This is a genomic window from Sphingomonas cellulosilytica, from assembly GCF_052321755.1.
Taxonomy (GTDB): domain Bacteria; phylum Pseudomonadota; class Alphaproteobacteria; order Sphingomonadales; family Sphingomonadaceae; genus Sphingomonas.
Genome location: NZ_JBQRTT010000008.1, coordinates 1 through 24,112 on the forward strand (window position 1 = coordinate 1; position 24,112 = coordinate 24,112).

16 protein-coding genes, 1 tRNA gene, 3 pseudogenes and 1 other annotated feature are annotated in these 24,112 nt (G+C 65.4%); of the genes and pseudogenes, 12 read left to right on the forward strand and 8 right to left on the reverse strand.

Going from position 1 to position 24,112, the window contains the following annotated elements; translation table 11 throughout:
* Positions 1-50 precede the first annotated feature (50 nt).
* Positions 51-127, forward strand: a tRNA-Met gene (locus tag ACTZQ5_RS12200).
* Here ACTZQ5_RS12200 and ACTZQ5_RS12205 read toward each other — a convergent pair.
* On the reverse strand, positions 84-941 hold the full coding sequence (locus ACTZQ5_RS12205; RefSeq protein ID WP_443585550.1) for a recombinase zinc ribbon domain-containing protein: 858 nt from the start codon (positions 939-941) through the stop codon (positions 84-86). The two genes, ACTZQ5_RS12200 and ACTZQ5_RS12205, sit on opposite strands and share 44 nt — an antisense overlap.
* Before the next feature lie 100 nt (positions 942-1,041).
* Here ACTZQ5_RS12205 and ACTZQ5_RS12210 point away from each other — a divergent pair.
* A pseudogene (locus tag ACTZQ5_RS12210) lies at positions 1,042-2,296 on the forward strand (IS3 family transposase).
* Positions 1,326-1,442: a sequence feature (AL1L pseudoknot), on the forward strand. Its footprint overlaps the pseudogene before it by 117 nt.
* A 200-nt stretch (positions 2,297-2,496) precedes the next feature.
* Here ACTZQ5_RS12210 and ACTZQ5_RS12215 read toward each other — a convergent pair.
* The 5 genes and pseudogenes from ACTZQ5_RS12215 to ACTZQ5_RS12235 form a co-directional block, all read right to left on the reverse strand.
* Positions 2,497-3,135 (reverse strand): 3-oxoacid CoA-transferase subunit B, encoded by a 639-nt coding sequence (locus ACTZQ5_RS12215; RefSeq protein ID WP_443585462.1) that lies wholly within the window; start codon positions 3,133-3,135, stop codon positions 2,497-2,499.
* Positions 3,135-3,838: pseudogene (locus ACTZQ5_RS12220) on the reverse strand (CoA transferase subunit A). The gene ACTZQ5_RS12215 and the pseudogene ACTZQ5_RS12220 overlap by 1 nt, the downstream one beginning before the upstream one ends.
* A 12-nt stretch (positions 3,839-3,850) precedes the next feature.
* Positions 3,851-5,179 (reverse strand): fumarylacetoacetase, encoded by a 1,329-nt coding sequence (gene fahA, locus ACTZQ5_RS12225; protein WP_443585463.1) that lies wholly within the window; start codon positions 5,177-5,179, stop codon positions 3,851-3,853.
* Positions 5,172-5,963 carry a cyclase family protein gene (locus tag ACTZQ5_RS12230; RefSeq protein ID WP_443585464.1) on the reverse strand — a complete coding sequence of 264 codons (792 nt, stop codon included), beginning with the start codon at positions 5,961-5,963 and terminating at the stop codon, positions 5,172-5,174. The genes fahA and ACTZQ5_RS12230 overlap by 8 nt, the downstream gene beginning before the upstream one ends.
* Positions 5,964-5,979: 16 nt before the next feature.
* Positions 5,980-8,226, reverse strand: a complete 2,247-nt coding sequence (locus tag ACTZQ5_RS12235) for a TonB-dependent receptor (protein WP_443585465.1) — start codon at positions 8,224-8,226, stop codon at positions 5,980-5,982.
* Positions 8,227-8,314: 88 nt separating this feature from the next.
* Between ACTZQ5_RS12235 and ACTZQ5_RS12240 the strand changes: the two genes are divergently transcribed.
* From ACTZQ5_RS12240 to ACTZQ5_RS12260, 5 genes and pseudogenes are all read left to right on the forward strand, one after another.
* On the forward strand, positions 8,315-9,583 hold the full coding sequence (locus ACTZQ5_RS12240) for an MFS transporter (RefSeq protein WP_443585466.1): 1,269 nt from the start codon (positions 8,315-8,317) through the stop codon (positions 9,581-9,583).
* Positions 9,584-9,590: 7 nt separating this feature from the next.
* Positions 9,591-10,505, forward strand: a complete 915-nt coding sequence (locus ACTZQ5_RS12245) for a LysR family transcriptional regulator (RefSeq protein WP_443585467.1) — start codon at positions 9,591-9,593, stop codon at positions 10,503-10,505.
* A 116-nt stretch (positions 10,506-10,621) separates the two neighbouring features.
* Complete coding sequence (locus ACTZQ5_RS12250) at positions 10,622-11,956, forward strand: acyclic terpene utilization AtuA family protein (protein ID WP_443585551.1); 1,335 nt, start codon at positions 10,622-10,624, stop codon at positions 11,954-11,956.
* A gap of 2 nt (positions 11,957-11,958) precedes the next feature.
* Positions 11,959-12,303 (forward strand): AtuA-related protein, encoded by a 345-nt coding sequence (locus tag ACTZQ5_RS12255; protein ID WP_443585468.1) that lies wholly within the window; start codon positions 11,959-11,961, stop codon positions 12,301-12,303.
* A gap of 194 nt (positions 12,304-12,497) precedes the next feature.
* Positions 12,498-13,274, forward strand: a pseudogene (locus ACTZQ5_RS12260) (IS5 family transposase).
* A 23-nt stretch (positions 13,275-13,297) separates the two neighbouring features.
* On the opposite strand, the gene ACTZQ5_RS12265 reads toward ACTZQ5_RS12260, so the two are convergent.
* Positions 13,298-16,105, reverse strand: coding sequence for a M16 family metallopeptidase (locus ACTZQ5_RS12265; RefSeq protein WP_443585469.1), 2,808 nt, complete (start codon positions 16,103-16,105; stop codon positions 13,298-13,300).
* Positions 16,106-16,406: 301 nt separating this feature from the next.
* On the opposite strand from ACTZQ5_RS12265, the gene ACTZQ5_RS12270 reads away from it, so the two are divergent.
* The 3 genes from ACTZQ5_RS12270 (at position 16,407) to ACTZQ5_RS12280 (ending at position 21,700) form a co-directional block, all read left to right on the forward strand.
* On the forward strand, positions 16,407-19,433 hold the full coding sequence (locus tag ACTZQ5_RS12270) for a TonB-dependent receptor domain-containing protein (protein ID WP_443585470.1): 3,027 nt from the start codon (positions 16,407-16,409) through the stop codon (positions 19,431-19,433).
* A 120-nt stretch (positions 19,434-19,553) separates the two neighbouring features.
* Positions 19,554-20,225 (forward strand): response regulator transcription factor, encoded by a 672-nt coding sequence (locus tag ACTZQ5_RS12275; RefSeq protein WP_443585471.1) that lies wholly within the window; start codon positions 19,554-19,556, stop codon positions 20,223-20,225.
* 116 nt (positions 20,226-20,341) lie between these two features.
* Positions 20,342-21,700 (forward strand): sensor histidine kinase, encoded by a 1,359-nt coding sequence (locus ACTZQ5_RS12280; RefSeq protein ID WP_443585472.1) that lies wholly within the window; start codon positions 20,342-20,344, stop codon positions 21,698-21,700.
* 71 nt (positions 21,701-21,771) lie between these two features.
* Here the strand turns inward: ACTZQ5_RS12280 and ACTZQ5_RS12285 are convergent, their stop codons facing one another.
* Positions 21,772-22,644, reverse strand: coding sequence for an aspartyl protease family protein (locus ACTZQ5_RS12285; protein WP_443585473.1), 873 nt, complete (start codon positions 22,642-22,644; stop codon positions 21,772-21,774).
* 168 nt (positions 22,645-22,812) lie between these two features.
* Here ACTZQ5_RS12285 and ACTZQ5_RS12290 point away from each other — a divergent pair, with 168 nt between their 5' ends.
* Complete coding sequence (locus ACTZQ5_RS12290) at positions 22,813-23,835, forward strand: AAA family ATPase (RefSeq protein WP_443585474.1); 1,023 nt, start codon at positions 22,813-22,815, stop codon at positions 23,833-23,835.
* Positions 23,836-23,876: 41 nt separating this feature from the next.
* The gene (locus ACTZQ5_RS12295; protein WP_443585475.1) at positions 23,877-24,038 is read left to right on the forward strand and encodes a hypothetical protein; all 162 of its coding nucleotides are present in this window, start codon (positions 23,877-23,879) and stop codon (positions 24,036-24,038) included.
* Positions 24,039-24,112 lie beyond the last annotated feature (74 nt).

The following is a 24,112-nucleotide window of genomic DNA, read 5'->3' on the forward strand; positions in this document are numbered from 1 at the left end:
CGTACGTCAGCACGCCCCATACGCTTGCCGCCGTAACGCACAAACCATGACGCGGGGTGGAGCAGCCCGGTAGCTCGTCAGGCTCATAACCTGAAGGTCACAGGTTCAAATCCTGTCCCCGCAACCACTGGTATAGAACGCCCGTCCTTGGCATCGCCCGGGCGGGTGTTTTCGTTTGCGGCATAGGCGATGAGGTCGGCAACCTTCGCCACCACCTCGGCCTCGGGGCCATCTTCGCCATCCGGGTAGATCGTCACGCTCTCAATTAGCCTTGCCAGCACCGCTGATGCCTCTGGGCGGATCGCGTCATCATCTAGGGAGGCGCGCAAGGCTGCCACCTTGCGCCGGAACTGGTCGACTAAGACCGGGTGGGGCAGGATGTCTGCACGTGGCTTTACTTCGGTCGCGCCGTGAAGGCGCGCTTCAAGGCGTATCTTCTCAGCCTCGCGCTCCCTGATCATCGTCTGCAGCGCGGGGCTGGCGATCCCAACGAGCAGGTTCTGGTATAAATTGGCCAGTTCGACCTCGAGCTGGCGCAAGCGGGCGTGGGCCGCCTCGTTGCGGTGTCCGTCACCTCTGGCCAGCCTGGCCGCCTCGCGCCGGAACTCCTGGACGAACAATCGGGCATGATCCTCAGTCAGTAAATGGGTTTGGAGCATCGCGAGCGTTGCCGTCTCGAGCGGCTCCTTACGAACCGACACGGTGTTGCCGCAGGTGCCACGCTCCTTCTGTCCGGCGCAACGGTAATAGTCCTTCCCACTGATCGTACAATTCGACCCACAGCAGCTGCAGCGGATGATACCCGACAGCAGATGTTTTGCACGCTTGCTGCCGATCGACGATGAGGCCGTTGCAGGGCGCTTGCGCCGCTCGATCTCGCCACGCGCGGCCTCGAACAGGGTATCGTCGATGATCCGCAAATCAGGGACTGCGACCTCCACCCACCCGACGGGTCGCGGAGCCTGTAGCGGCGTTCGCGCTTCTCGCTGTCTGAACCGCCCCGGGTTTGTCGGAGGCCCCAACTCCTGAGAGGAAGGGGCTATGACGAGCAAGACGACGAACAAGTTTGCACCCGAGGTCCGCGAGCGAGCGGTACGGATGGTGCTGGATCACGAGCGCGATCACCCATCGCGATGGGCAGCGGTGGTTTCCATTGCCGAGAAGATCGGCTGCGTTCCGCAGACGCTGCATGAGTGGGTAAAGAAGGCGGAGGTGAACAGCGGCAAGCGCGCTGGCGTCCCGACCGAAGTTGCCGACAAGATGAAGGCGCTGGAACGCGAAGTCCGCGAACTGCGACAGGCCAACGAGATCCTGCGCAAGGCGTCCACGTATTTTGCCCAGGCGGAGCTCGACCGCCCGTTCCGGCGATGATCGCCTTCATCGACGATCACCGTAAAGCCGATGGGGTCGAGCCGATCTGCCGCGTCTTGCCGATCGCCCCATCGACGTATTTCGAGCGTGTCGCGCAGCGGCAGGATCCAATGCGCCTGTCGGCGCGGGCGCAGCGGGATCAGGTTCTCAAGCCCGAGGTGGCTCGCGTGTTCGCCGAGAACTTCGCGGTCTACGGCGTCCGCAAGGTCTGGCGGCAGATGATGCGGGAGGGCTTCCCGGTCGCCCGCTGCACCATCGAGCGGCTGATGCGCGATATGGGTCTACAAGGCGTGATCCGGGGCAAGCCGGTTCGCACGACGATGAGCGACAAGGCAGCGCCGTGCCCGCTGGATCACGTCAACCGCAGGTTCTACGCGCCAGCGCCGAACATGCTCTGGGTGTCGGACTTCACCCCGGCCTTCGCCGGGGCAGGCTCTACGTCGCGACCTGGGCGGGGTTCGTCTACGTGGCCTTCGTCATCGACACCTATGCTCGCCGGATCGTCGGTTGGCGGGCCAGCAGGACGGCGCATGCCAGCTTCGTACTGGATGCCCTCGAGCAGGCGCTACACAATCGCCGGCCGGTTCATCGTGGCGGCCTGGTTCACCATAGCGACCGCGGGTCGCAATACGTGTCTATCAAGTACACGGAGCGCCTCGCTGAAGCGGGGATCGAGCCATCGGTGGGCAGCGTCGGCGACAGTTACGACAATGCTTTGGCCGAGACGATCAACGGCCTCTACAAAGCCGAGGTGATCCACCGGCGTGGACCGTGGCGCAGCTTCGAGGCGGTGGAATACGCCACCCTCGAGTGGGTGGACTGGTTCAACCATCGCCGGCTGCTCGAACCTATCGGCAACATCCCGCCTGCCGAAGCCGAAGAGCTGTATTATGCTGCCGCGGACAACATCGATATGGCGGCATAACTCACAACCCAGCGCCTCCGGCAAACCCGGGGCTGTTGACTACTATAAGCGATACCGCATGCACTCGGCCCTCGGGTATCTAACACATGACCAAACCGAGCAGCGCATGACCGGCCAACGCCGTGTCCGCTGAGCCGAGCGAAGATCGCGTACTCTATCCGACACCCGAACCAAGCGATGCGGCATTCGCCGGGTAAGTACTATTGAAGCCTTATTTCATACATCGCCGATGTCTTCGCGCGGACCTCATCAGCCGACACGTCGGGGGCTAGCTCGATAAGGCGCAGGTCGGCCTGTTCGCGTGCGAAGACGGCGAGATTCGTGATGATGAGGTCCACGCACCGCTCCCCGGTCAGCGGTAGAGAGCAACGCTCGACGATTTTCGGGGCGCCGGATTTGCTGACATGGTCCGTGACGACGACGACGCGCTTCACGCCCGCGACGAGATCCATCGCGCCGCCCATGCCTTTGACCATCTTGCGAGGAATGGTCCAGTTGGCGAGATCGCCATTGCCGGCCACTTCCATGGCGCCCAGAATGGCCATGTCGATATGACCGCCACGGATCATGGCGAAGCTGTCTGCCGACGAAAAGAAGCTGGTGCCCGGTCGTGCCGATACGGTCTGCTTGCCGGCATTGATGAGGTCGGGATCGACCTCGTCCTCATACGGGAACGGTCCGATGCCGAGCATCCCGTTTTCCGACTGCAACGTTACCGTCATCGCCGCCGGAAGGTGGTTGGCGACCAGCGTCGGGATGCCGATACCGAGATTGACATAGTAACCGTCACGCAATTCCTTCGCGGCACGCGCTGCCATGCCATTGCGATCCCAGGGCATCAGGCGGCCTCCCTCTGGCGAATGGTACGGAACTCGATCTTCTTGTCGTAGGGCGCGCCGACGATCATGCGCTTCACGTAGATGCCGGGCAGGTGGATGTGATCGGGATCGAGGCTGCCGACCGGCACCACCTCTTCCACCTCGGCGACGCAGATGCGCCCTGCGGTCGCCATCGGCTGGTTGAAGTTGCGCGCGGTCTTGCGGAAGATCAGGTTGCCGCTCTCGTCCGCCTTCCACCCCTTGATGATCGAGAGGTCGGCGCGGATGCCGCGTTCGAGGATGTAATCCTCGCCGTCGAAGCTCTTCACCTCCTTGCCCTCCGCCACCAGCGTGCCGACGCCGGTCCTGGTATAGAAGCCGGGGATGCCCGCGCCGCCGGCCCGGCAGCGTTCGGCGAGCGTGCCCTGCGGGCAGAATTCCACCTCCAGCTCGCCGGACAGATACTGGCGCTCGAACTCCTTGTTCTCGCCGACGTAGCTGGAGATCATCTTCCTGACCTGACGGGTGCGCAGCAGCTTGCCGAGCCCTTCGCCGTCGATGCCGGCATTGTGGCGATGTTGAGGTCCTTGACGCCGGAGGCCTGGATGGCGTCGATCAGCCGTTCGGGGATGCCGCACAGGCCGAAACCGCCGGCGCAGATCGTCATGCCGTCGTGGAGCAGGCCGTCGAGCGCCGCTGCCGCATCAGATCGTAGCTTGTTCATTGTGTCGGAGCCTCAGTGCATCGGAAGAGGGGGCAGCAGGCGTGCGCGATATTCGCCAAAGCCGATCGGCACGAAGCCGTCGCGCTCGGCGCGCGCCCTGAAGATCACGTCGTCGCCATCTTCGAGCCACAGCCGGCTCTCGCCGCTCGACAGCGGCAGCGGCTCGGAGCCGCCGGTGATCTCGGCGAAACACGCCGCGGCGGTCGCGGCCCGTCCGGAACAGGTGCCGCTGCCAATCAGGTCACCGGCTTCGATCAGGCAACCGTTACTGCTGTGATGCGCAATCAGTTGCGCCATCGTCCAATAGACTTCGGTGAACGAGGTCGCGACGATCCGCTGTTCGGGCAGACCGGCCGCGCGCATCGCGGCGCTATGCAAATGGGCTTGCAGAGCGATGGCGTAGGCGCCGGTGCGCTGGTCCTCGGCATCGTAAAGGTAGGGCAGCAATGCCGGATCACCGGCGCCGCGTGCCTCGGGCGCCAGCGCGAACGGCGCCAGCGCTTCCATCGTGACGATCCAGGGTGAGATGCCCGTCGCGAAGCTCTTGCCGAGAAACGGTCCCAGCGGGTTGCTTTCCCAACGCTGGATGTCGCGGGCCGACCAGTCGTTCAGCAGGCACAGGCCGAAGATATGATCGCGCGCCCGATCGATCGGGATCGGCCGCCTGTCCGGATTGCCGCGGGCGATGAGAACGCCCAATTCCAGTTCGAAGTCGAGCGCCCGGCTTGGACCGAAGCGGATGCTGCCGTCTTGGTCCTGCCATTGTCCGGACGGCCGATGAACGGGCAGACCGCTTTCCTGCACGGTGCTGGCACGGCTGGCATAGGCGATCGGCAGGTGACGGAACGCCGGAGGCACGGTCGCCTTTCCGTCGCGGCGCTGCGTCGCCCGTGCGATATGGTGGATCGACAGCATAGCATCGCTGAAGCTGCGGGGGCGCAGCGGCATGGATAGACGTGCGGCGGTCATCGGAACCAGCGCCGCGTGTGGACGGTCGGCAACCGGGCAATCCGTCGACAGGAGGCGCGACAGCACTTTCCGAAGCGCCGATACGTCCGCCGGCTCGCATTCGAGCAGCAACCCCAGGTCAGTATCCGATCCCGCGATCGCCGCATGCTGGGCACCGGCGGCAACGCCGGCGAGCGCGCCCGAGGCGATCAGCGCGCGCAGGTCGACGATCCGATCGCCGATCGCGACGCCACCGCGCGGGCCGTTCCCGTCGTCGAACACACCGAAAGGCAGGTTCTGGAGCGGGAAGTCGCCGTCCTCCGCATCCGCGCCGTCGACCCAGCTCTGCCGTGCGGGGTCGTGAGTTTCGTTGAGCGTCGTCACCTCAATCATCAAGCACCGCCACTACGCGGCACCAGCCGGCGCTCGCCTTGTGGATCTTCACCGGGAAACACAGGATTTCGAAACCGGTCGAGGGCAGCTGATCGAGGCCGTGCAGCTTCTCCATCTGGCAGTAGCCTATATCGCGACCCGCCTTATGTCCTTCCCAGATGATCGAGGGATCGTGATCCCGCTCCCACCGTCCGGCGGTAAAGCTGAACGGGGCGTCCCACGACCAGGCGTCCGTTCCGACGACGCGGACGCCGCGCGAGGTCAGCCACAGCGTCGCCTCGCGTCCCATCCCGCAGCCGGCGTCGAGATATCCCGGTTTGCCGTAGAGGGCACCTGCCGCCGTGTTGACCACGAGGATGTCGAGCGGTTGCAGGTCGTGTCCGATCCGCGCGAGTTCAGCCTCGACGTCCGTCTCCGACACGACATGCCCATCCGGCAGATGGCGGAAGTCGAGCTTCACGCCGCGCCCCCAGCACCATTCCAGTGGCACTTCGTCGATGGTCAGGGACGGGCGCGGCCCTCCGGGCAGCGCCGCGTCCTGATAGCTGTGATAATGCCATGGCGCGTCCATGTGCGTGCCATTGTGCGAACTGACGTCGAGCCGCTCGACCGCCCAACCCTGGCCATCGGGGAGGTCCTGTCGCGTCAGGCCAGGGAAGAACGACGCGACGTTCCGGACCGAATCGTCATGGCGCGTGTAGGCGATCCTTGGAGCCGAGGACGGCGGATCGCTTTCGATGCCTTCGCGGATCGAGACCGACAAATCTATCAGCTTGCGCGCCATGCGGGTTCCTCTGACATCAGAACTTCTTTTCGAGTTGCAGGCCGATGGTGCGAGGCCGATTGAAGCTCACCTGCGGGTAGGAGAAGGTAATGCTGCCACCCGCAACCGAACGTGCATTGGTGAGATTCGTCCCGTACAGGGTCAGCGAGACCTGCGAGGGCTGATCCGTAACCCCGATACGGGCACCGAGCTCGCCCAGTGGCACGCCCTGGATCGTGGAGGACAATTGGTCCGTCTGATACAGGTAGATGCGGCTCCGATAGCGGTACGACACTTCGACCAAGGCCTTCTTGTTCGCTGTCACCTGGGGCGCGTAGCTCGACTGCAGGTAAAACTGCCAGTCCGGCGATCGTACGAGACTGTTCCCCGAAGCGTCGATCGGTCCCTGGTTCAGCAGATTGCGCGCACCCGGGAAGCTGGAGTACCGCCCATGCGTATAGCTGACGTTGCCGGTAAGCGTCAGGTCGTTCACGGGGTGAAGCGTCGCCTCGGCCTCCAATCCCTTGATGCGCGAACTGGCGGCATTGGTGATCGCAACGCCGCCGGTCGGTACGCCTACGCGAACCTGGAGGTCACTGTAGAGGTTGGTATATGCCGCCAGTGCCAGCGACAGCCGGTGATCGATCAGGTCGAGCTTCGCGCCGATCTCCGCGGAATTCAGCTTTTCCGGCTTGAAGGCAGGATCGTTGCCGAACGCATTGAACCCGCCCGATTTGAATCCGGTGCTGTAGCCGCCGTAGACGAGCAGATCGCGACTCGGCTGGTAGATCAGCTTCGCCCGCCAGGATACATTGTCGAACACAGCCTGATCGGGGTTGTAGACGATTGGCGTACCGGACAACGCCCCCGTGACGACATTTGTGGTCGGCGCGTTCAGCGTGAAGTCCTTCGTCTCCCGCGTGTAGCGGACGCCGCCGATGACCGACACGGTCGGCAGGATACGGAAGGTCGCGTCGGCGAAACCAGCGAACGAACGGCCATCCTGATAAGCAACGTAGCGCGTATCTAGACGCGTAGGAACGGTGAGCTGGAAGTTGTAGATGTTGAAGTTCATGCGCTGGATGGCACTGGAATAGTAACCGCCGACAATCCAAGACAGCCGGCTGCCACTATCGGCAGACTGCAGGCGGACCTCCTGGCTGAACACCTTTGCAGGCAGCGAGCCGGCGTTGAATCCTTCCCGGGCCGTATTCGCGAAACCGTCCGAGTCCGACTGGCCTACGCTGGAAATCGAGTCATAGCCGGTCAGCGATATCAGATCGACACCGCCGAGATGCAGCGTTGCGTTCAGAACCGCATTGTCATCGGTAATGCGCGTGAACGTCGGCCTGTTCAGCGCGAACAGGTTGTCATCCAGGATCGCATGAAGCTGCGCCGCGCTGAGTGGAACACCCGGGGTCGCAGTCCCGGCAGGGATCAGTGCTCCGGCAGGGTTCGGATTCGCCGGCGTCGCGGCATAGCGTGTCAGCGCCGGTTGAACGAGCGTGTAGGTGTGCCCGGCGATGAACCGGATCTCGAGCGCGTCGCTCGGCTCCCACTTCGTCGTCGCGCGGGCGGTGAAGCCACGACCGCCACCGATGCGCTTACCGTTGAAGGTATTCGTTGCCCAGCCGCGATCGTCGTAATAGCCCACGGCCAGGCGTGTGGCGATGCGGCTGGTGAATGGCAGGTTGATCGCACCTTCGGCACGAACCTCGGTCGGATCGGCAAAGGTCAGGCGGCCGTAGCCGGCGACGACATGACCGGGGTCGGGCGTCGTGATAAGGACCGCTCCGGCGGTGGCGTTGCGGCCCTGCAGGGTGCCCTGCGGGCCGCGCACGATCTCCAGGCTTCCGACGTCGACCAGCGAGGTGCCGCTGAACGCACCCGAGGACTGGTAGATGCCGTTGACGTAGACCGCGACAGGGTCGTCGACGAAGAAGGTGTTGGAACCCGCCGTACCGCGGATAGAGATGGGTGCGCTCGCATAACCCGTACTTTGCGAGATGTAGATGCCGGGCGCGATGCCCTGGATATCGGACAGGGTCTTCGCGCCGGAATTGACGAAGGCGCGGCTGTCGAGCGCGGTGATCGCGATCGGCACGTCCTGCAGCCGCTCGGAGCGGCGCTGCGCGGTGACGACGATGTCGCCTGCATCCGGCGCGGATGCGGAGGCGGGGTCGGTTGCTCGCGGCGGCGTGGTTCCGGCACCCGTCTCCTGCGCATCCGCCGGCACCGCGAGCACAAGTGCAATCCCCGTTCCCAGGCATGCCCAGAGCTTCATCGTTCCCCTCCATCTTCATTATTATTAATTAGGTTGAATAGATAACAACATGTGATTAGTCAACGTCGAAAGATCAAGGGAGGCGAGGATGCGGTGGTCGAAAGACGCGGCGGCGGCACGTGACGAGATGGTACGGGGTTGGCCGACGTTGGTCGGTGCCACACTTGGCGTAGCGAGCGGCGCAGCGGCGCTGCCTTTCTATACGGCCGGCGTGTTCGCGGTGCCGCTCCGGGAGCAATTCGGCTGGTCACTCGGCCAGGTATCGCTCGCGGCCTTCGCGATACCGATGACGACCGTCTTCGTCGCGCCGCTGGCGGGCGCGGTCATCGACCGATTCGGCGTGCGCATCCCCGCATTGGTCGGCATGCTGGCGATGGCAGGTGCATTCGCCGGGTTCGGACTGATGCAAGGTGCCTTCTGGGCCTATATCGCCCTCATCGTGATCATGGCGGGTCTGGGATCGCCGTCCACCCCGATCGGCTACACCCGCTTCATCAACGAGCGCTTTTGCAATGCCCGCGGTCTGGCGCTCGGCATCGCCATGGCAGGCACGGGCTTCTCGGCGGCGTTGGCGCCGCCCTTCCTCACCGACATCATCGTACATCACGGCTGGCGCACAGCCTATTTCGCCCTCTCCGCCGTTGTGGCTGGCTTGGCGCCCATCGTACTCATTCTGCTGTCCATCGGCGCCCGTTGCCAACCGGTCGCCGAACGTCCCCCATCCGCCAAGCCCCAGGTGCCGGCGTTTCGAACGCTTGCTGCGGATCGAATCGTCCGACGGCTTGCCCTGACGTTCTTCGTCCTTGCCCTCGGCATCGGCGGCTTCGTCCTTCACCTCGTCCCGTTGCTGCGCGAAGACGGTATGAACCCCGCCGCTGCGGCACTGATTCAGGCGCGCCTGGGGATGGCCATCATCGCAGGACGCCTCATCATCGGCTTCCTCGCCGACTATGTCTTCGCTCCACGCCTGGCTGCCGTGTCGCTTACCGCCAGCGCAGCCGGGCTCGTCGCGCTGGCATGGTTCGGCCCCGTGGCAGCGCCGGCGGCCGCAATAGCCGTCGGATTCGCGCTGGGTGCGGAGGTCGATCTCGTCGGCTATCTGACCGCGCGCTATTTCGGGCTGATGGCCTATGGGCGGACGTATGGCCTGCTATACTCGTCCTTTGCACTCGGGACGGCGTTCAGCCCCTTGATGGTGGCCTATCTCGTCAACGTCAGCGGCGGTTACACAGCGCCACTCTATGGAGGAGCGTTGCTGATCCTGGTCGCCGTCACGCTGCTGGCCACCGCGCCACGCTTCCCGGTTCTAGCCGGAGGCGAGGGGATCGCTTCGCAGTCTTCCGAAGGGGCGCTATGAGCGGGGCATGTCCCGGCCAAGCCTCGCCTCCCTACGCCTGTTCGTCGATCTTGCGCGCACGCTGAGCTTCAGCGACACCGCGGCGACGGCCGGCATAACGCAGCCGGCTCTCAGCCGCACCATCCGCCTCTTGGAAGAAGGTCTCGACGAGAAGCTATTTGTCCGCACGACACGAACGGTAACGCTCACGGCGGCGGGCGAGTTGCTGCTGCCTGTCGCGACGCGTCTGATCGGCGACTACGACGATGCGTTCGACGGGCTGACGGAGATGTTCAAGGGAACGGGCGGCGTGGTGGTCCTGGGGGCGCTTCCCTCCTTCGCCGCGTCGGCTCTTCCCCAGATCCTGGACCGGTTCCATCGCGATTACCCGCACGTCGCCGTGACGATCCGTGATCGCGTCGCCGGAGAATTGTACCGACAACTCCGCGACCGTACCGTGGATCTCGCGTTCACGACGCCGCCAGACGACACCGATCTCTTCACCTTCGCGCCCCTGTTCGATGATCCATGTGTGATGGCGTGCGCACCGGCGCGACGCCCTGCCGACCGGCTGACGGTGGATTGGGCATGGCTGGCGGCCCAGCCATTCCTCGCGATGACCGCGGACAGCAGCGTTCGCGCGATGACCGACGGCGCATTTGCGGCAAGCCGACTCGATATCACGCCGCTGTACGAGTGCAGTCAGCTCTCGACGATGGGGGCGTTGCTTGCGGCCGGACACGGCGTGACGGTGCTACCCGCCTCGGCTTTGCCAATGCTCGAAGGCTTTGGCCTTGCCTCGCTGCCGCTCGCCGGCCTCGTACCGCGCCGTCAGGTCGGCCTGGCGCACCTGTCTCGGCGATACATGACGCCCGCGGCCAGGGCGCTCGGGAACGCTATCTCCTTTTGGTATCAAAACAGGATGATAGATAAGTTAGATTGATAAAGTTGCTCCAGCTGCTAATGTCGCCTGCATAAAGCGTCGGAAAGCAGCAGCCAGCAATTCCTACTGCGCTCGTCGACCGGCGGCCCAGGCGGGGAGCAACGAGCTTGAGCAAAGTGATCAAAATCGGATCGGGTGCTGGTTTCGCCGGTGACCGCATCCCGCCGGCGCGTGACCTCGCGGAGCGTGGCGATATTCACTACCTCGTGTTCGAATGCCTGGCCGAACGTACCATCGCCCTCTCGCAAGACCGAAAGCGGCAGGATCCTGAACTGGGCTACAACGAATGGCTCGAGGAGCGATTCGAGGCCTGTCTTCCAGCCTGTCACCGCCGCGGCATCCGGATCGTGACGAACATGGGCGCGGCAAATCCGATTGCGGCGGGGCACAAGGTTGCCGAAATCGCGCGTCGGTTGAACATCACGGGGCTTACGATCGGCGTTGTCACCGGCGACGACGTGCTCGATCTCATCCTGACGCACGACTATCCCCTGATGGAGAAGGATGCGCCAGTCAGGTCGGTGACATCGGCGCCGATCTCCGCCAATGCCTATCTCGGAAGCGAGGCGGTCGTGGAGGCGCTCGGCGCGGGCGCGCACATCGTCATCACCGGACGGATTGCCGATCCTTCGCTCTATCTTGCGCCCTTGATCCACGAATTCGGCTGGAGTCCGGCAGACTGGTCGACGATCGCCAAGGGTGCGCACGTCGGCCATCTGCTCGAATGCGGGGCGCATGCGACCGGAGGCTATTTCGTCGATCCGGGCTTCAAGGACGTGCCCGACCCCGCCCGGATCGGCTTTCCGATCGCCGAAGTCGAGGAGGACGGCGCCTTCGTGGTGACCAAGATACCGGGAACCGGAGGCGCTGTGCGAATCGAGATGCTGAAGGAGCAGACGCTCTACGAAGTGCACGATCCGAGCAACTACCCGACCGCCGACTGTGTCGTCGATTTCAGCGCGGTAGAGTTCGAGGAGGTGGGGCCGGACCGCGTACGGGTGACGGGCGCCGCCGGACGCCCGCGACCCGCGTCCGTCAAGGTGTCGGTCGGGTACGTCGACGGCTTCATCGGCGAGGGGCAGATGTCCTATTGCGGTCCGAACGCCGTCGCGCGGGGCCGCTGCGCACTGGAAATGGTCCGCCAGCGGCTTACCGATATGCAGGTTCCGGTCGAAGAAGGTCGCTTCGAATTGATCGGCGTCGATGCCGTCGCCCGCGGCGGTGCGATCAAACCGACGGCAGTCCCGAACGAGGTCCGCATCCGCGTCGCGTGCCGCACGCCCGACCGGAAGAGCGCCCGCAAGATCGGGCATGAGGTCGAAGCGCTGTGGCTGAACGGGCCCGCAGGTGGCGGCGGCGCGACAACCGCTGCCCACGAAGTCGTCGCCATCGCCTCGACGCTCGTTCCGCGCGACGCGATCGCGACGTCTGTCACCTATCTGAGGGTCTGACCATGCTTCTCCACGATGTTGCCCACGCGCGCACCGGTGACAAAGGTAACATTTCCGATATCTCGATCTTCCCATATGCACGGTCAGACTATGATTGGCTTTGTGCGACCCTGACGACCGAGCGGATAGCCACCTTCTTCTCGGACATTGCGCCTAGCCGGGTTGAACGCTTTCTGGTGCCAAAGATGTTCGCTATCAAGTTCGTGCTTTTCGACGCTCTGCAGGGCGGGGTCACGCGAACGCTGAACCTCGACTGCCACGGGAAGAGCTTGGGCTCTTCCCTGCTGGCAATGGAACTGTCGCAGAGGCCGGCTCAAGAATTAGCGTGGCATCGCCGCCCGCTATGACCGCAACGCAAGCAAGTACCTTGCCACCATCGCGCTCATTGCCATCATCACCGAGTGGATCAGATGGGTTGCCAGCGGCAACATCTGCCACATAAACAGGCGGGACGCATGCGCTAAGCACTAGGCGGCGTCTACATTTAAAGGATTCCCAATCGAGGTGAGTTCTGATTCAAGGCTGGCGAAGGAGCCAGATCTTGAGCAGACGCACGCTGACGGACGAGCAATGGGAGCGGATCGCGGGTTATCTCCCTGGCCGCGAGGGAACACGCGGCCGCAGCGGCGTGGACAACCGGCTGTTCGTGGACGCGATCCTGTGGATGGCTGGCAATGCGGCGCGCTGGCGCGATCTGCCGGAGGTTTTCGGCAAATGGACAGGGTGCATGCCCGGTTCCGGCGCTGGTCGCATGCCGGTGTATGGGAACGACTTTTCCATAGCCTGGCCGATACACCGGACTTCGAGTACGTCCTCATCGACAGCACCATCTCGAAAGTCCATGCCGATGCGGCAGGCGCAAAAGGGGGGCTGAAGCTGCCGCGATCGGGCGATCTCGCGGTGGCCAGCCTGCCCCGGACTTGATCCGGGGACCAAACTGCATGCAGCCGTCGATGCCATCGGCCTGCCGATCCGCATCCATCCGACGCCCGGCCAACGCGGCGATCGTCCCGAGGCCGAGACGTTGCTGGTGGGCTTGAAGGGCGTCGGCCACGTCATCGCCGATGCCGCTTATGACGCCGATCCCCCACGCACCTTCATCGCCGACGACCTCGGCGCCACCGCGCGGATCAAGGCCAATGCAAGCCGAACCACCAAACCTCCCATCGATTGGCGCCTCTACAAGGAACGTCATCAGGTCGAATGCTTCTTCAACAAGCTCAAGCGTTTCCGGCGCATCGCCCTGCGCTACGAGAAAACCATCACCGCCTTCATGGGCTTCGTTCATCTCGCGTGCGCCACGATCTGGCTGCGCTAAATGCAGACGCGGCCTAGCTCGCGTCAGCGTAGTCGCTTGCCATTCGCGTCCCAGACTTCGACCGGCGCTAGGCCAAGCGCGCGGATGCCCGGCTCGATCGCCTTGAGATCGCCGACGACAACCCATACCAATTGATCGGGCTTGTAAAGCCGCTGCGCGGCGGCGCGCGCCTGGTTCAGCGTCACGCCAGCCAGCCGATCCGCACCGCCCGCGATCCGGGCATAGGGAAGGCCGTACTCCGCCGCGCTCGCCATCGCGCCGAGCAGCGCCGGACCACCGGTCAACTGCAGCGGGATCGAGCGGATGGCGGTGTTGCGACTATTGTGGAATTCCTCCTCGGTGATCGGGCGGGAGGACAGATAACCGGCGATCTGGGAATGGATCGCCGCCATAGCGGCGGCGGTCTTGTCGGTCTGGATTGCGCCGCCCGCGACGAACAGGCGTTGGCCGGCCGGCAGATCGTCTACCCCGCCGCCGAATCCGTAAGTCCAGCCCTTGTCCTCCCGCAAGTCCATGTTGAGCCGGCCATTCGACCCGTCGGCGAGCACCGCATTAGCAAGGGTCTCGGCTGCATTTTCGTCCTTGTCGAACGGCGGCACGAGGTTACCCACCGATATGCTGCTCTGCGCCGCACCCGGCGCATCGACCAGGACGATGCGGGGCTGGGCGGCCTTGACGGTCGATAACGACGCGGCAGCAGCGGGCGTGTTGGGCTGCCAGTCGCCGAAATAGCGCTCCGCCAGCGCCTTCGCCTGGGCTGGTGACACGTCGCCAGCCATTAGCAGCGTCGCGTCCGACGGGCCGATCTCAGCATCGCGAAAGCGGATCACGGCATCGCGGCTCAGCGCTCGGTAATCCTCCGGCTGGGCAAGTCGGCCGCGCGGATCGCCGTCGCCATAGATGGCATGGCTTAGCAGTCGTCCGGCGCGAGCTGCTGGATCCTGCGGCGTACTCAGCGCCCGCCTGGTGCTGGCCGCCGCTTCGGCGACCAGCGGCGCGGGGTAGCTCGCATGTCGGATCATCTCAGACGCCAGCGCAAAAGAGTCGGCTAGCCGATCCGGCGCGGCACTCCAGCGGAAGCTGCTGCTCTCCTCACCCGCCGCCGGAGTGAGCGGAATGTCGAGCCGCCAGCTTCGATCGGCGATCACCGCAGCGCTCAGGTTCGGAGTGCCGCCTCGCATCAGCGCGAAGGCGGCGGCCGCCGCGCCGGGAGCGTAGTGACTGTCTGCGTTCCTACCGGTGGCGAACTGCATCGTCACGTCGACAATGGGTAGCCGTGGCCGCTGGGCGACGACGAGCTTCAACCCGTTAGCGAGCTGCATCTCGATGATCGCGGGCAGGTTGATCGCCGTTTTGAGCGGACCGGGGGCGGGAATCTGGGAGCGGTCTATGTCCACCTGCGCCGTCACTAGCGGAGGAGAAGGCAGTTGCACCTGCTGGTGATAGGGCCGGTTCAGCCAGCGGTTCACCGTCTCTGCGACTTCCGCAGGCGTCGCGGAGGAGGCTTGGGTGCGTTGTTTGAGGAAGAATTCGGGATCGCCATGGTCGATTTCGCCATCCATCAGGAAATTGGCGACATCCGCGTTGCTGTCGAGCGCCCGCAGGACGGCGGTATCGGTACCGATGCGGATCGAGGCCAACCCGTCCGGCGTCGGACCGGTGCGGAAGAAGGCGGCGAGCGCACGATCAAGCGCGGCATCCCCTTGTGCCGGCGTCACGCCAGGACGAAGGTCCATCCTGATGGTGAAACGGCTGTCGAGCTGCGCGGTGTCGAGTTGCGCATCGACTGCGGTCGCGACCTTGCCCTCGCCGACCAACGCCCGGGTCAGCGGCGCGTCCGGAGTGGCGGTCATCGTCCGCGCCGCGAGCAGCAGCAGGGTGACGCTGCGCAGGTCCTGGTTCGACACCGGCCAGGTTCGCGTAAGGCGGGTCGTCGCGTCCGGGACGTAGAGTACGTCCTTGCGCACCGCGCCGAAGGACGGCACCCATTCCACCGGCCGGCTGAACGCCTTGCCCGCACGAAGCCCGCCGAAATATCGCGTCACCTTCGCCTTGGCGGTGGCGAGATCGACGTCGCCCGCCAGCACCAGCACCGCGTTGGACGCGCCATAATGGTCGGTGAACCACTGCCGCACGTCGGCGAGCGATGCCGCCTCCAGATCCTGCATGGAGCCGATCGTGGTGTGGGCATAGGGATGGCCGGCGGGATAATAGCTCGACAGAAAGCGATTCTGCGCCTCTTCCGCGGCGGGCGATTCCCGCTGCCGCTTCTCGTTCTGTACCACGCCGCGCTGCTCGTCGAGCGCGGCCTGGGTGATGCCGCCGGCCAGATAGCCCATCCGATCCGATTCCATCCACAACGCCATGTCGAGGGCGTTGGTGGGCACGGTTTCATAGTAATTGGTATAGTCGGCGGTGGTGCTGCCGTTCAGACCGGTCGCGCCGGCACGTTCCATGGCCGGGATGAACTTCTCCTTGCGGTTCGCGGTCTGCTGAAACATCAGATGTTCGAACAGATGGGCGAAACCGCTCTTGCCGGGCGGCTCGTCCTTCGACCCGGTACGGTACCAGACGCCGACGAACACCGTGGGTACCGTGTGGTCGGTATAGACCAGAGTCGTCAGCCCGTTGGGCAGGGTGAATTTAGAGTATGGCACCGTGATCCGCGACGGAGAGCCGGGGGACGAGCCGGGGGCTGTGGAGAAGGCCGACGTGACGCCGCGGGCGGGGGGCGTCGCCGGCGCCGTATCCCGTCGCGCACGAGGTGTCCCCATGGCGAGCGTGGACGCGGTCAGCAGCAGCGCTGCGGCAACAGGCAGGATGGGCTTCACGACGGTCGCTCCAGTGATGGCGGCTGATCGGTGCCATCAACCACGGCAAGCTTGCATCAGCCTTGCAGACAGCCGTTCCCCCACGGCGATTTCGGTTACAATGTATCATTGATTGGCGGCCCGACATATCGCGCCGGTTTTGCGATGCGGCCAGTTTCGTGCAAGCTTAGCGGCATAGCCAGACGCTCGGGGACAACATTCGCGTAGGGAAGGCGGCGGGTTTCCGGTGCGGCGCAAACATCTATAGAGCGGCTGCATTGAGGATCGCCGGCGAACCCGACCGAAAAGGGAGGGTCTGATCATGAAGCGAATCGCTTTCAAATTCGTGGTGCTTGCCGCTGGTTCGGCATTGGCGTGCGCAGCACAGGCACAGGCGCAAGAAGGGCCGCAGGCGCAGGACGGTCCCTCGCCGCCGGAGGCGCAGTCGAAGTCCAAGCCGGTCAAAAGCAGGCCCTTGTCACCCGGCGAGATCGCGGCGGCGGCGGACCGTCACGCCAATGCCGATCCGGACGCCGACATCACGGTGACCGGCAGCCGATTGGAAGGCGGCGACCCCACGACGCGGCTGACCGTCATCACCGCCGAGGAGATCAAGGCCAAGGGCGTCACCAGCGTCGCCGAGCTGATCCGCACGCTGCCGCAGAACCTGTCGACGATCGGCGCGATCACCAACAACCGGACGCAAAAGGGACCGCTCGTCGATCAGAACCGGCTTCCGCTGGTATCCGGGGTCGGGGCACTGGGCGTATCGGCAGCCAATCTGGGCGGCGTCGGCGCGGGAAACACGCTGGTGCTGGTCAACGGGCGGCGCATGGCGGCGGCAGCCGGGATCGAGAGCGGCTTCGTCAACCTGAACGGCATCCCGCTGGCCGCGATCGAACGGGTCGAGATCAGCCTCGGCGGCCAAGCGGCGATCTATGGCGCGGACGCGCTGGGCGGCGTCATCAACTTCATACTGAAGAGCAACTACGTCGGCACCACCGTGTCGGCGCAGCGGCTGCTGTCGAGCGGCGGCGCCAACGTCACCCGCCTGAGCGGCTATTCGGGCTATGGCTGGCGCAGCGGCAACGTGTCGGCGACGGTGGACTACACCCGCCAGGATCCGATCGTGAATGCCAAGACGGGGTATGTCACCAACAATTACGCGCCACTGTTCGGCGGCAACCCGCTGTATGACAAGCGGAACCTGGCGACCGGGCGGCAACCGGCGGTCATCATCCAGCCCGCGGTCTACGATCCGGACACCGGAGAGTTGCTGCAGCCGGAAACCGGGTTGACCGTCCCGACCGGCTTCCAGGGGCGGCCGGGCATCGGCGATTTCGTGACCGTCGGCCTGGACAGCGCGCGCGACTATGTACCCGAATATGCCGGCCCGTTCACCGACACGATCAGCGGAACGTTGAATGTCGACCAGAAGATCACCGACACGCTCTCCGTGTTCGCCACCGGCCTGATCACGCGGGCAACGAACACGCAGCTGAATACGTCGCTGGACGGGCTGTCGCTCACGCTGGCGCCGGGGCAATATTACAATCCGTTCCCTGCCGGGTATTTCGACCCGTCGACGCCGACCACGACGGTCTATTACTATCCGGCGGCGGAGCTGGCGGCGGGGACGGTCGGGCCCGGGCGTATCACGAACGTCACGACGACGTGGAGCGCGAGCACCGGCCTGCGCTACGATCCGTCGAAGTCGCTGCGGGTCGAACTAAGCTACACCGCCTCGTCCAGCCGGACGACGGGCAGCGGCAGCACCTTGAGCAGCCCGGTCATCTTCGCCGCCGATCCGAGGGCGCCGAACGGCTTTCGCTGCTCGGACTTCGCGCTGGACAACGGGCTGATACCGGCAAGCCAGCTTGCCGCCTATCGCGCCGCGATCGACCGGCAGTGTCTCGCGCTGAGCAGCAGCGATCCCGCCGTCGCCTTCAACCCCTTCAAGTCGACCGCCAGCGGCGGCGGCAGCAGCGTCACCGATTTCCTGTTCGTGCCGTCCGGTGGCCAGGATTCGCTCGGCTCAATCCTGCACGATTTCGAGGCGCATGTGACCGGTCGCGCGTTCAAGCTGCCGGCGGGATCGATCCGCTACGCCCTGGGTGGCGAATATGTGCACACCAGTACCCGGTACAGCAACGTATCCACGCTGCGCGGGCTGAGCGCATCGCCGGACCGTTACGCACTGTTCGCCGAAGTGACGATGCCGATCTTCGGCGGCGCTTTCACCCTGCCGCTGCTCCATCGGCTGGAGCTCACCGCAGCGGCGCGCCGGGATTCCACATCGGTCACCGGCCCGATCGGGACGGTCGACGACGTGCCGATCGACCAAGGCGGCAAGCCGATCCTCGCAACCAACCGGTTCACGCGGGTCACGCCTTCGGCCGGGGTCCTGTGGTCGCCGGTGGACAATCTGGATTTGCGCGCCAAGTTCACGACCGGTTTCAAGGCGCCGCCGCCGACGCGATTGTTCAACCCGGGGGGATCGGTGATCGGTCTCACTGCGATCTCCGGCGATCCGCTGTATACCTGCACCAGCCAGTGCAATCCGAACGGGTCCTACGCCGTGCCCTTGCGCCTTGCGCCGAATCCCGATCTGAAGCCCGAAACGTCCACCCAATGGATCTACAGCGCGGTCTGGCATCCGTCGGGGCCGCTCGGTGGGCTGAATCTCGCGCTGACCTACAATCGCAATCAAATCAGGAACCAGATCGCCGACCTGCGCTATCTATCCCGCCTGATGAACGAGACCGAGATCTATCGCCTGCCGTTATTCTACCCGCGCGACGCCAGCGGCCGGATCATCGAGGGGCGGCAGTTTCCGTTCAATGTCGCGGGCAGCACCTTCGAATCGCTGACGTTCGAGGCCTCCTATCTGTTCTACACGACGATCGGCTCGTTCGAGCCGCGGGCGGTGCTGGTGCGCAACCTGCATGCCGAGCATTTCGGCCTCAGTTCATCGTCGGTGATCGACGATGTCGGGACGATCCTGGGTCCGGACCGCTACAAGCTGAACGGTTCGCTGTTGTGGAACGTGGGCCGGTTCACCACCAGCCTGTTCGTCTATCACACGCCGTCCTACCGGAACGACTATCTGACCAGCCTCAACGCGGGCCGGGTCGACAACCCCGACCTCATCACCCGCGTGTCGCCGCTGACCACGGTCGACCTCAGCGTCAATTGGGCGGTGCGCAACAACCTCAGCGTGCAATTCTCCGGGCGCAACATCCTGAAGGCGAGGGCGCCGTTCACCGTCGTCGAGAATCTGCCCTATGATACTGCCCGTTACGACGTGGCGGGACGGACGCTGGCGTTGCAGGTGCAGTTGGGCTTCTGACCGGGCGCCGTGGCGCGGCATCGGCGTGCCGTCCCTTCGCGGGACGGCATGCCGATGATGTAAGAAGCATGCACCTTCTGATACTTTGCTCCTAAGAGGGGCAAGAGGGGCGGGATCGGAATGCGGCTGCTGATCGTCGAGGACGACATGGAGGTGGCGGAGACGCTGGCCGCCTATCTGCGCCGCAACGGCTATGTGGTCGACCTGGCCGACAGCCTGGAGATGGCGCGCGAAGCGTTGGCGACCAACGCCTTCGACCTCGTCGTGCTCGACCGCATGCTGCCGGACGGCGAGGGCAGCGTGCTGATCGCGGAGGCCCGGCAGCACAAACGGCCGCAGCGGTTCATGCTGCTCACCGCGCTGGCCGGGGTCGACGACACGGTCGCGGGGCTGGAATCCGGCGCGGTCGATTATATCGCCAAGCCGTTCGAGCCGCGCGAACTGCTGGCGCGGATCCGCAATGCGTTGCGCCGGATCATGCCGATGGCGCCGGAGGTGCGGCGCTACGGTCCGCTCTCCTACGATGTGGAGGCGACCGGCTTCTTCATCGACGAAGAACCTTTCGTGCTGCGCCGGACCGAGGCGCTGGTGCTGGCCGAGCTGATGCGGCGGCCGGGTGCGCTGGTGACCCGGCAGACGCTGGAGGCGCGCGTCTACGGCTATGACCGGATGGTCAACGTCAATTCGCTGGAAACGCAGATCTCGCGCCTGCGTCAGAAGCTGGCGCATGCGTCGACCGAATTGAGGATCGTCGTGGTGCGCGGCACGGGCTACCGGCTGATGCTGGAATGAGGCGGCACCGGCCTGCACGCGGCGGCGGCGGGAGGCCTGACGGCGCCCCATCCGCCGTCGCATCCCATGCGCGCAGCGGGACGCCGCCGGGCGCGGCGGGCCGTATTGCCCGGTCGATGCTGGTGCAGGTGCTGCTGCTGACCGGGATTTTCCTGGTGGGCAGCGTTTATGTCTTCGCGGTGCGCCCGCTGATGGACTTCCCCTCGCTCGATCCGCCCGATCCGCGAGAAACCACGCTGGAAGCGGTGCGCGAGGTGATCTGGCAACAGACGGTATCCGGCCTGCCGCCGGAGGCGATGGCACGGGCCATCGTGCGCGACCCGGTGTATCGCGCCGCCGCGGGCCGCAATCCGGACCTCCGCTACAGCATCACCGCCGGCGATACGGTGATCGGCACCCCGCGCCTGTATCGGCGCTTCGACCTCGATCGCATCGCGCGGGCCAAGCGCGGCACGTCGCGCGACATCTGCGCGCAACTCGATCAGATAGTCCGCGAACCGGCCGGCTGGGGCTACATCCTCTTCATCGATTGCGACGGCGTGCAATCGTACGAGGTGTCCGGCCTCGTGCAGCCGATCGATTTGCATGTGCCGCCCAAATGGCGGACGTATGCCCGCCTGTTCTGGAACTACAGTCGATCCTTTCTGCTGCCGGCGCTGGCCGTGTTCGTCATCTGCATGGCGATCCTGGCCGGCCATATCGTCATGATCCGGCGGATTGCGCGGCTGATCCGGCCGCTCGATGGCGGTGCGGCGGTCAGCCGCCTGCCCGAACGCGGCCTGCCGACCGAGGTGCTGCCGCTGGTGCATGCGGTCAACCGGGGGATCGCGCATGTCGCCGATGTCGAACAGCGCCAGCGCTTCTTCCTCTCCGCGGCCGCGCACGAGATGCGCACGCCGCTGACCGTGTTGCGGACGCGGCTGGAGATGATCGAGCCGGAGCCGCTGAAGGACAAGCTGGTCGCCGATGTCCGCCGTCTGACCCGGCTGGTCAACGAACTGCTGACGCTGATGAGCGTGCGCGAGCGCGCCAGGCCGCTGGACGCGATGGACCTGGTCGCCGCCTGCCGCCGCGTCATCTCGGCGCTCGAACCGGTGGCGATCGACAGGGGCGTGACGATGCGGCTCGATGCGGTGCCGATGACGGTCACCGGCGATGCCGCGTTGATCGACGTCGCATTGTCCAACCTCGTCGGCAATGCGCTCGCCTTTTCGCCCGAGGGCGGGCGGGTGACGATCACGGTGGGCGGCGACCGCTCGGTCAGCGTATCCGACCAGGGCGGCGGCGTCGCGGAGGAGCAGATCGGCCTGCTGTTCGAACCCTTCGTCCGCTTCTCCAAGACGCCGGGGGGACATGGCCTGGGGCTGACGATCGTGAAGGCGATCGCCGACCTCCACGGCGCGCGGATCGCCGTCGCCCGAGGCAGCGATGGCGGCGCGGTCTTCACTTTGGAATTCCCGGCGCCGGCGGCTTGAAGGGTGACGGTTCGGCCGGCAATGCGGCTCGCGTGCGGCAATCCCCTGTCCGGCGGCGGCGGCGGCGGGTTCTACCGCGGCGCGTCAGCGGTGGCCTGGGCTGGCAATTGCAACTCGGCGCGTGGGAAGTCCAGGGCGTAGGAGGCCAGCCGGTTCAGCAGATCGAGCCCGACGATCATCGTCGGCTTGCCCGTCCCGCCGCCGGCGGCGGGCTGGCCGAGGAATACCACGGGCACGCCGCGGAACGCACGGGGGCCGATCGCGATGCTGTCCATGGTGCCCAATTGCGCGCTGGCCCCCCCGGCCGCAGCGCCGCTCACCCCTCCATAGGGCGAGAGGCGGTAATCGTTCGCGTCCCAACCCAGCGCCTTCAGCACATCCGGCCCGGCGACGCAGCCTTCGGCGCCCGAGTCGATCAGCGCCTGCATCGGTACGCCATTCACCAGTAGCGGCACGATCAGCCCCTCGGCGGCAGCGGTGCCGCCGACCGCGACCGATCCGGGTGCGCCCGGCCCCGACGGCTCGACGCGGACCTGCCGCTGCGCACGGTCGATCACCAGCTTGCGTGTGCGGAACAGGTCGACGCCGACGATCGCCTGCGCCTTGGTGACGCCGATCGACGACAGTGCGATCAGGTCGACGTCCTTGAGGTCGAACAGCGCGCTGGACAGGCTCTTGACGTTGTAACGGCTTGCCGACTCCCCGCCGGCGATGCCCGACACGGCGACCTGTTCGCCGACGGCCGGCAAGCCCAGGTCGCGCGCGAGGCCGGACAGCAGGATCGTCCGCTCCGCCCCGGTGTCGACGATCGCTTCGACCGGCGGCTTGCCGTCGATGGCGACGGCGATGGTCGGCCGTCCCTTGGCGTCGGTGCCCATCGGCGCGGCGGCCGACTGCAACGCCTGCGCGACCAGCAGGACGGCGGCCATCGTCGGCGTCATCATCGGTGTTCGAGATCCATGGCACCATCAAGCACGTCAAGCTTGCATCAGCCTTGCACGCCGCAGGGCCTGCCCGATCACCGATCCATCGGCTCGGCTGCCAGACTGGTGCAAGGAAGCGATGCCAGGAAGGTGAAGGCGCGCTCACATCCGGATCAAGGACGGATCACCATGCAGAACGAGAACAGGATCACCGCCGATGCCGCGCGCGAGGCGGCGGCGGAGTTTCGCGACGTCTTCGGGCGGGTGCGCACCGAGGTGCAGCGGATGATGGTGGGGCAGGGCGACGTGATCGACGGCGTGCTGACCGCGCTGATGGCGGGCGGGCATGTGCTGCTGGAGGGTGTGCCGGGGCTGGGCAAGACGGCGCTGGTCCATGCCGCCAGCCGTGCGGTGGCGGTGCCGTTCTCGCGCATCCAGTTCACGCCCGACATGATGCCCGCCGACATCGTCGGCACCACCATGCTCACCGAGGCAGAGGGCGGCGGCCACGAGCTGGTGTTCCAGCAGGGGCCGATCGTATCCAACCTGGTGCTGGCCGACGAGATCAACCGCGCGACCCCCAAGACGCAATCGGCGCTGCTCGAAGTGATGCAGGAAAAGCAGGTGACGGTGGGCCGCCGCACCATCCGCATGCCCGAACCGTTCTGCGTGATGGCGACGCAGAATCCGGTGGATCAGGAGGGCACCTACCCGCTGCCCGAGGCGCAGCTCGACCGTTTCCTGTTCAAGCTGCTGGTCGATTACCCGACCGAGGCCGATTATCACGCGATCGTCGACCGCACCACCGGCGCGCAGCAGGTGTCGGTGGACGCGGTGACCGACGGCGCCACCCTGATGCGGATGCGTGAGGTGGTGCGCCAGGTGCCGGTGCCGACCGCCGCCAAGACCTATGCGATCCGACTGGTGATCGCGACGCAGCCCGGTAGCGAATATGCGCCCGACATCGTCACCCGCCACGTCGCGCTGGGATCGTCTCCGCGCGGAGTGCAGGCGCTGATGCTGGCAGCCAAGGTCCAGGCGCTGCTCGACGGCCGCTTCGCGGTCAGCAGCGAGGATGTCGCCGCCATCGCCACACCCGCCCTGCGCCATCGCATCGTGACCAACTTCCACGCCCAGGCCGGTGGCATCACCGCCGATGCCCTGGTGGAGGAGGTGCTGGCGAAAGTGACGCGGATCCACGACCTCGCCTGATCGCGCATGAGGATCGAGACATGCAAGATGATAGCAAAGCCATGGTCACGGACACCGGAGGCGCGCGACGTATCCTGGGTGAAGCCCTCGTGTCGCTGGAGCGGCTCTCCACCCCCGCCGGTGAGCTGGCGGCATCCCTGGTGTCCATGGCCATGGAGCAGATCGACGAACGTGCAGGCTGCCGCGCCCCTGCCAAGCGGTAGCGCGGCAACGCAGCAACGCTCTTACTTGTGCCAGGAACGACGTTTCGAAGCGGAGCGTCGGTCCAACAGGGCGG

Bases quoted from the DNA above. Each gene is read 5' to 3' on its own strand.
- ACTZQ5_RS12230 (WP_443585464.1), bottom strand. From the start codon at position 5,963: ATGGCGCGCAAGCTGATAGATTTGTCGGTCTCGATCCGCGAAGGCATC.
- ACTZQ5_RS12270 (WP_443585470.1), top strand. From the start codon at position 16,407: ATGAAGCGAATCGCTTTCAAATTCGTGGTGCTTGCCGCTGGTTCGGCA.
- ACTZQ5_RS12245 (WP_443585467.1), top strand. From the start codon at position 9,591: ATGTCCCGGCCAAGCCTCGCCTCCCTACGCCTGTTCGTCGATCTTGCG.
- ACTZQ5_RS12255 (WP_443585468.1), top strand. From the start codon at position 11,959: ATGCTTCTCCACGATGTTGCCCACGCGCGCACCGGTGACAAAGGTAAC.
- ACTZQ5_RS12275 (WP_443585471.1), top strand. From the start codon at position 19,554: ATGCGGCTGCTGATCGTCGAGGACGACATGGAGGTGGCGGAGACGCTG.
- ACTZQ5_RS12290 (WP_443585474.1), top strand. From the start codon at position 22,813: ATGCAGAACGAGAACAGGATCACCGCCGATGCCGCGCGCGAGGCGGCG.
- ACTZQ5_RS12295 (WP_443585475.1), top strand. From the start codon at position 23,877: ATGGTCACGGACACCGGAGGCGCGCGACGTATCCTGGGTGAAGCCCTC.
- ACTZQ5_RS12235 (WP_443585465.1), bottom strand. From the start codon at position 8,226: ATGAAGCTCTGGGCATGCCTGGGAACGGGGATTGCACTTGTGCTCGCG.
- ACTZQ5_RS12215 (WP_443585462.1), bottom strand. From the start codon at position 3,135: ATGCCCTGGGATCGCAATGGCATGGCAGCGCGTGCCGCGAAGGAATTG.
- fahA (WP_443585463.1), bottom strand. From the start codon at position 5,179: ATGATTGAGGTGACGACGCTCAACGAAACTCACGACCCCGCACGGCAG.
- ACTZQ5_RS12240 (WP_443585466.1), top strand. From the start codon at position 8,315: ATGCGGTGGTCGAAAGACGCGGCGGCGGCACGTGACGAGATGGTACGG.
- ACTZQ5_RS12280 (WP_443585472.1), top strand. From the start codon at position 20,342: ATGCTGGTGCAGGTGCTGCTGCTGACCGGGATTTTCCTGGTGGGCAGC.
- ACTZQ5_RS12285 (WP_443585473.1), bottom strand. From the start codon at position 22,644: ATGATGACGCCGACGATGGCCGCCGTCCTGCTGGTCGCGCAGGCGTTG.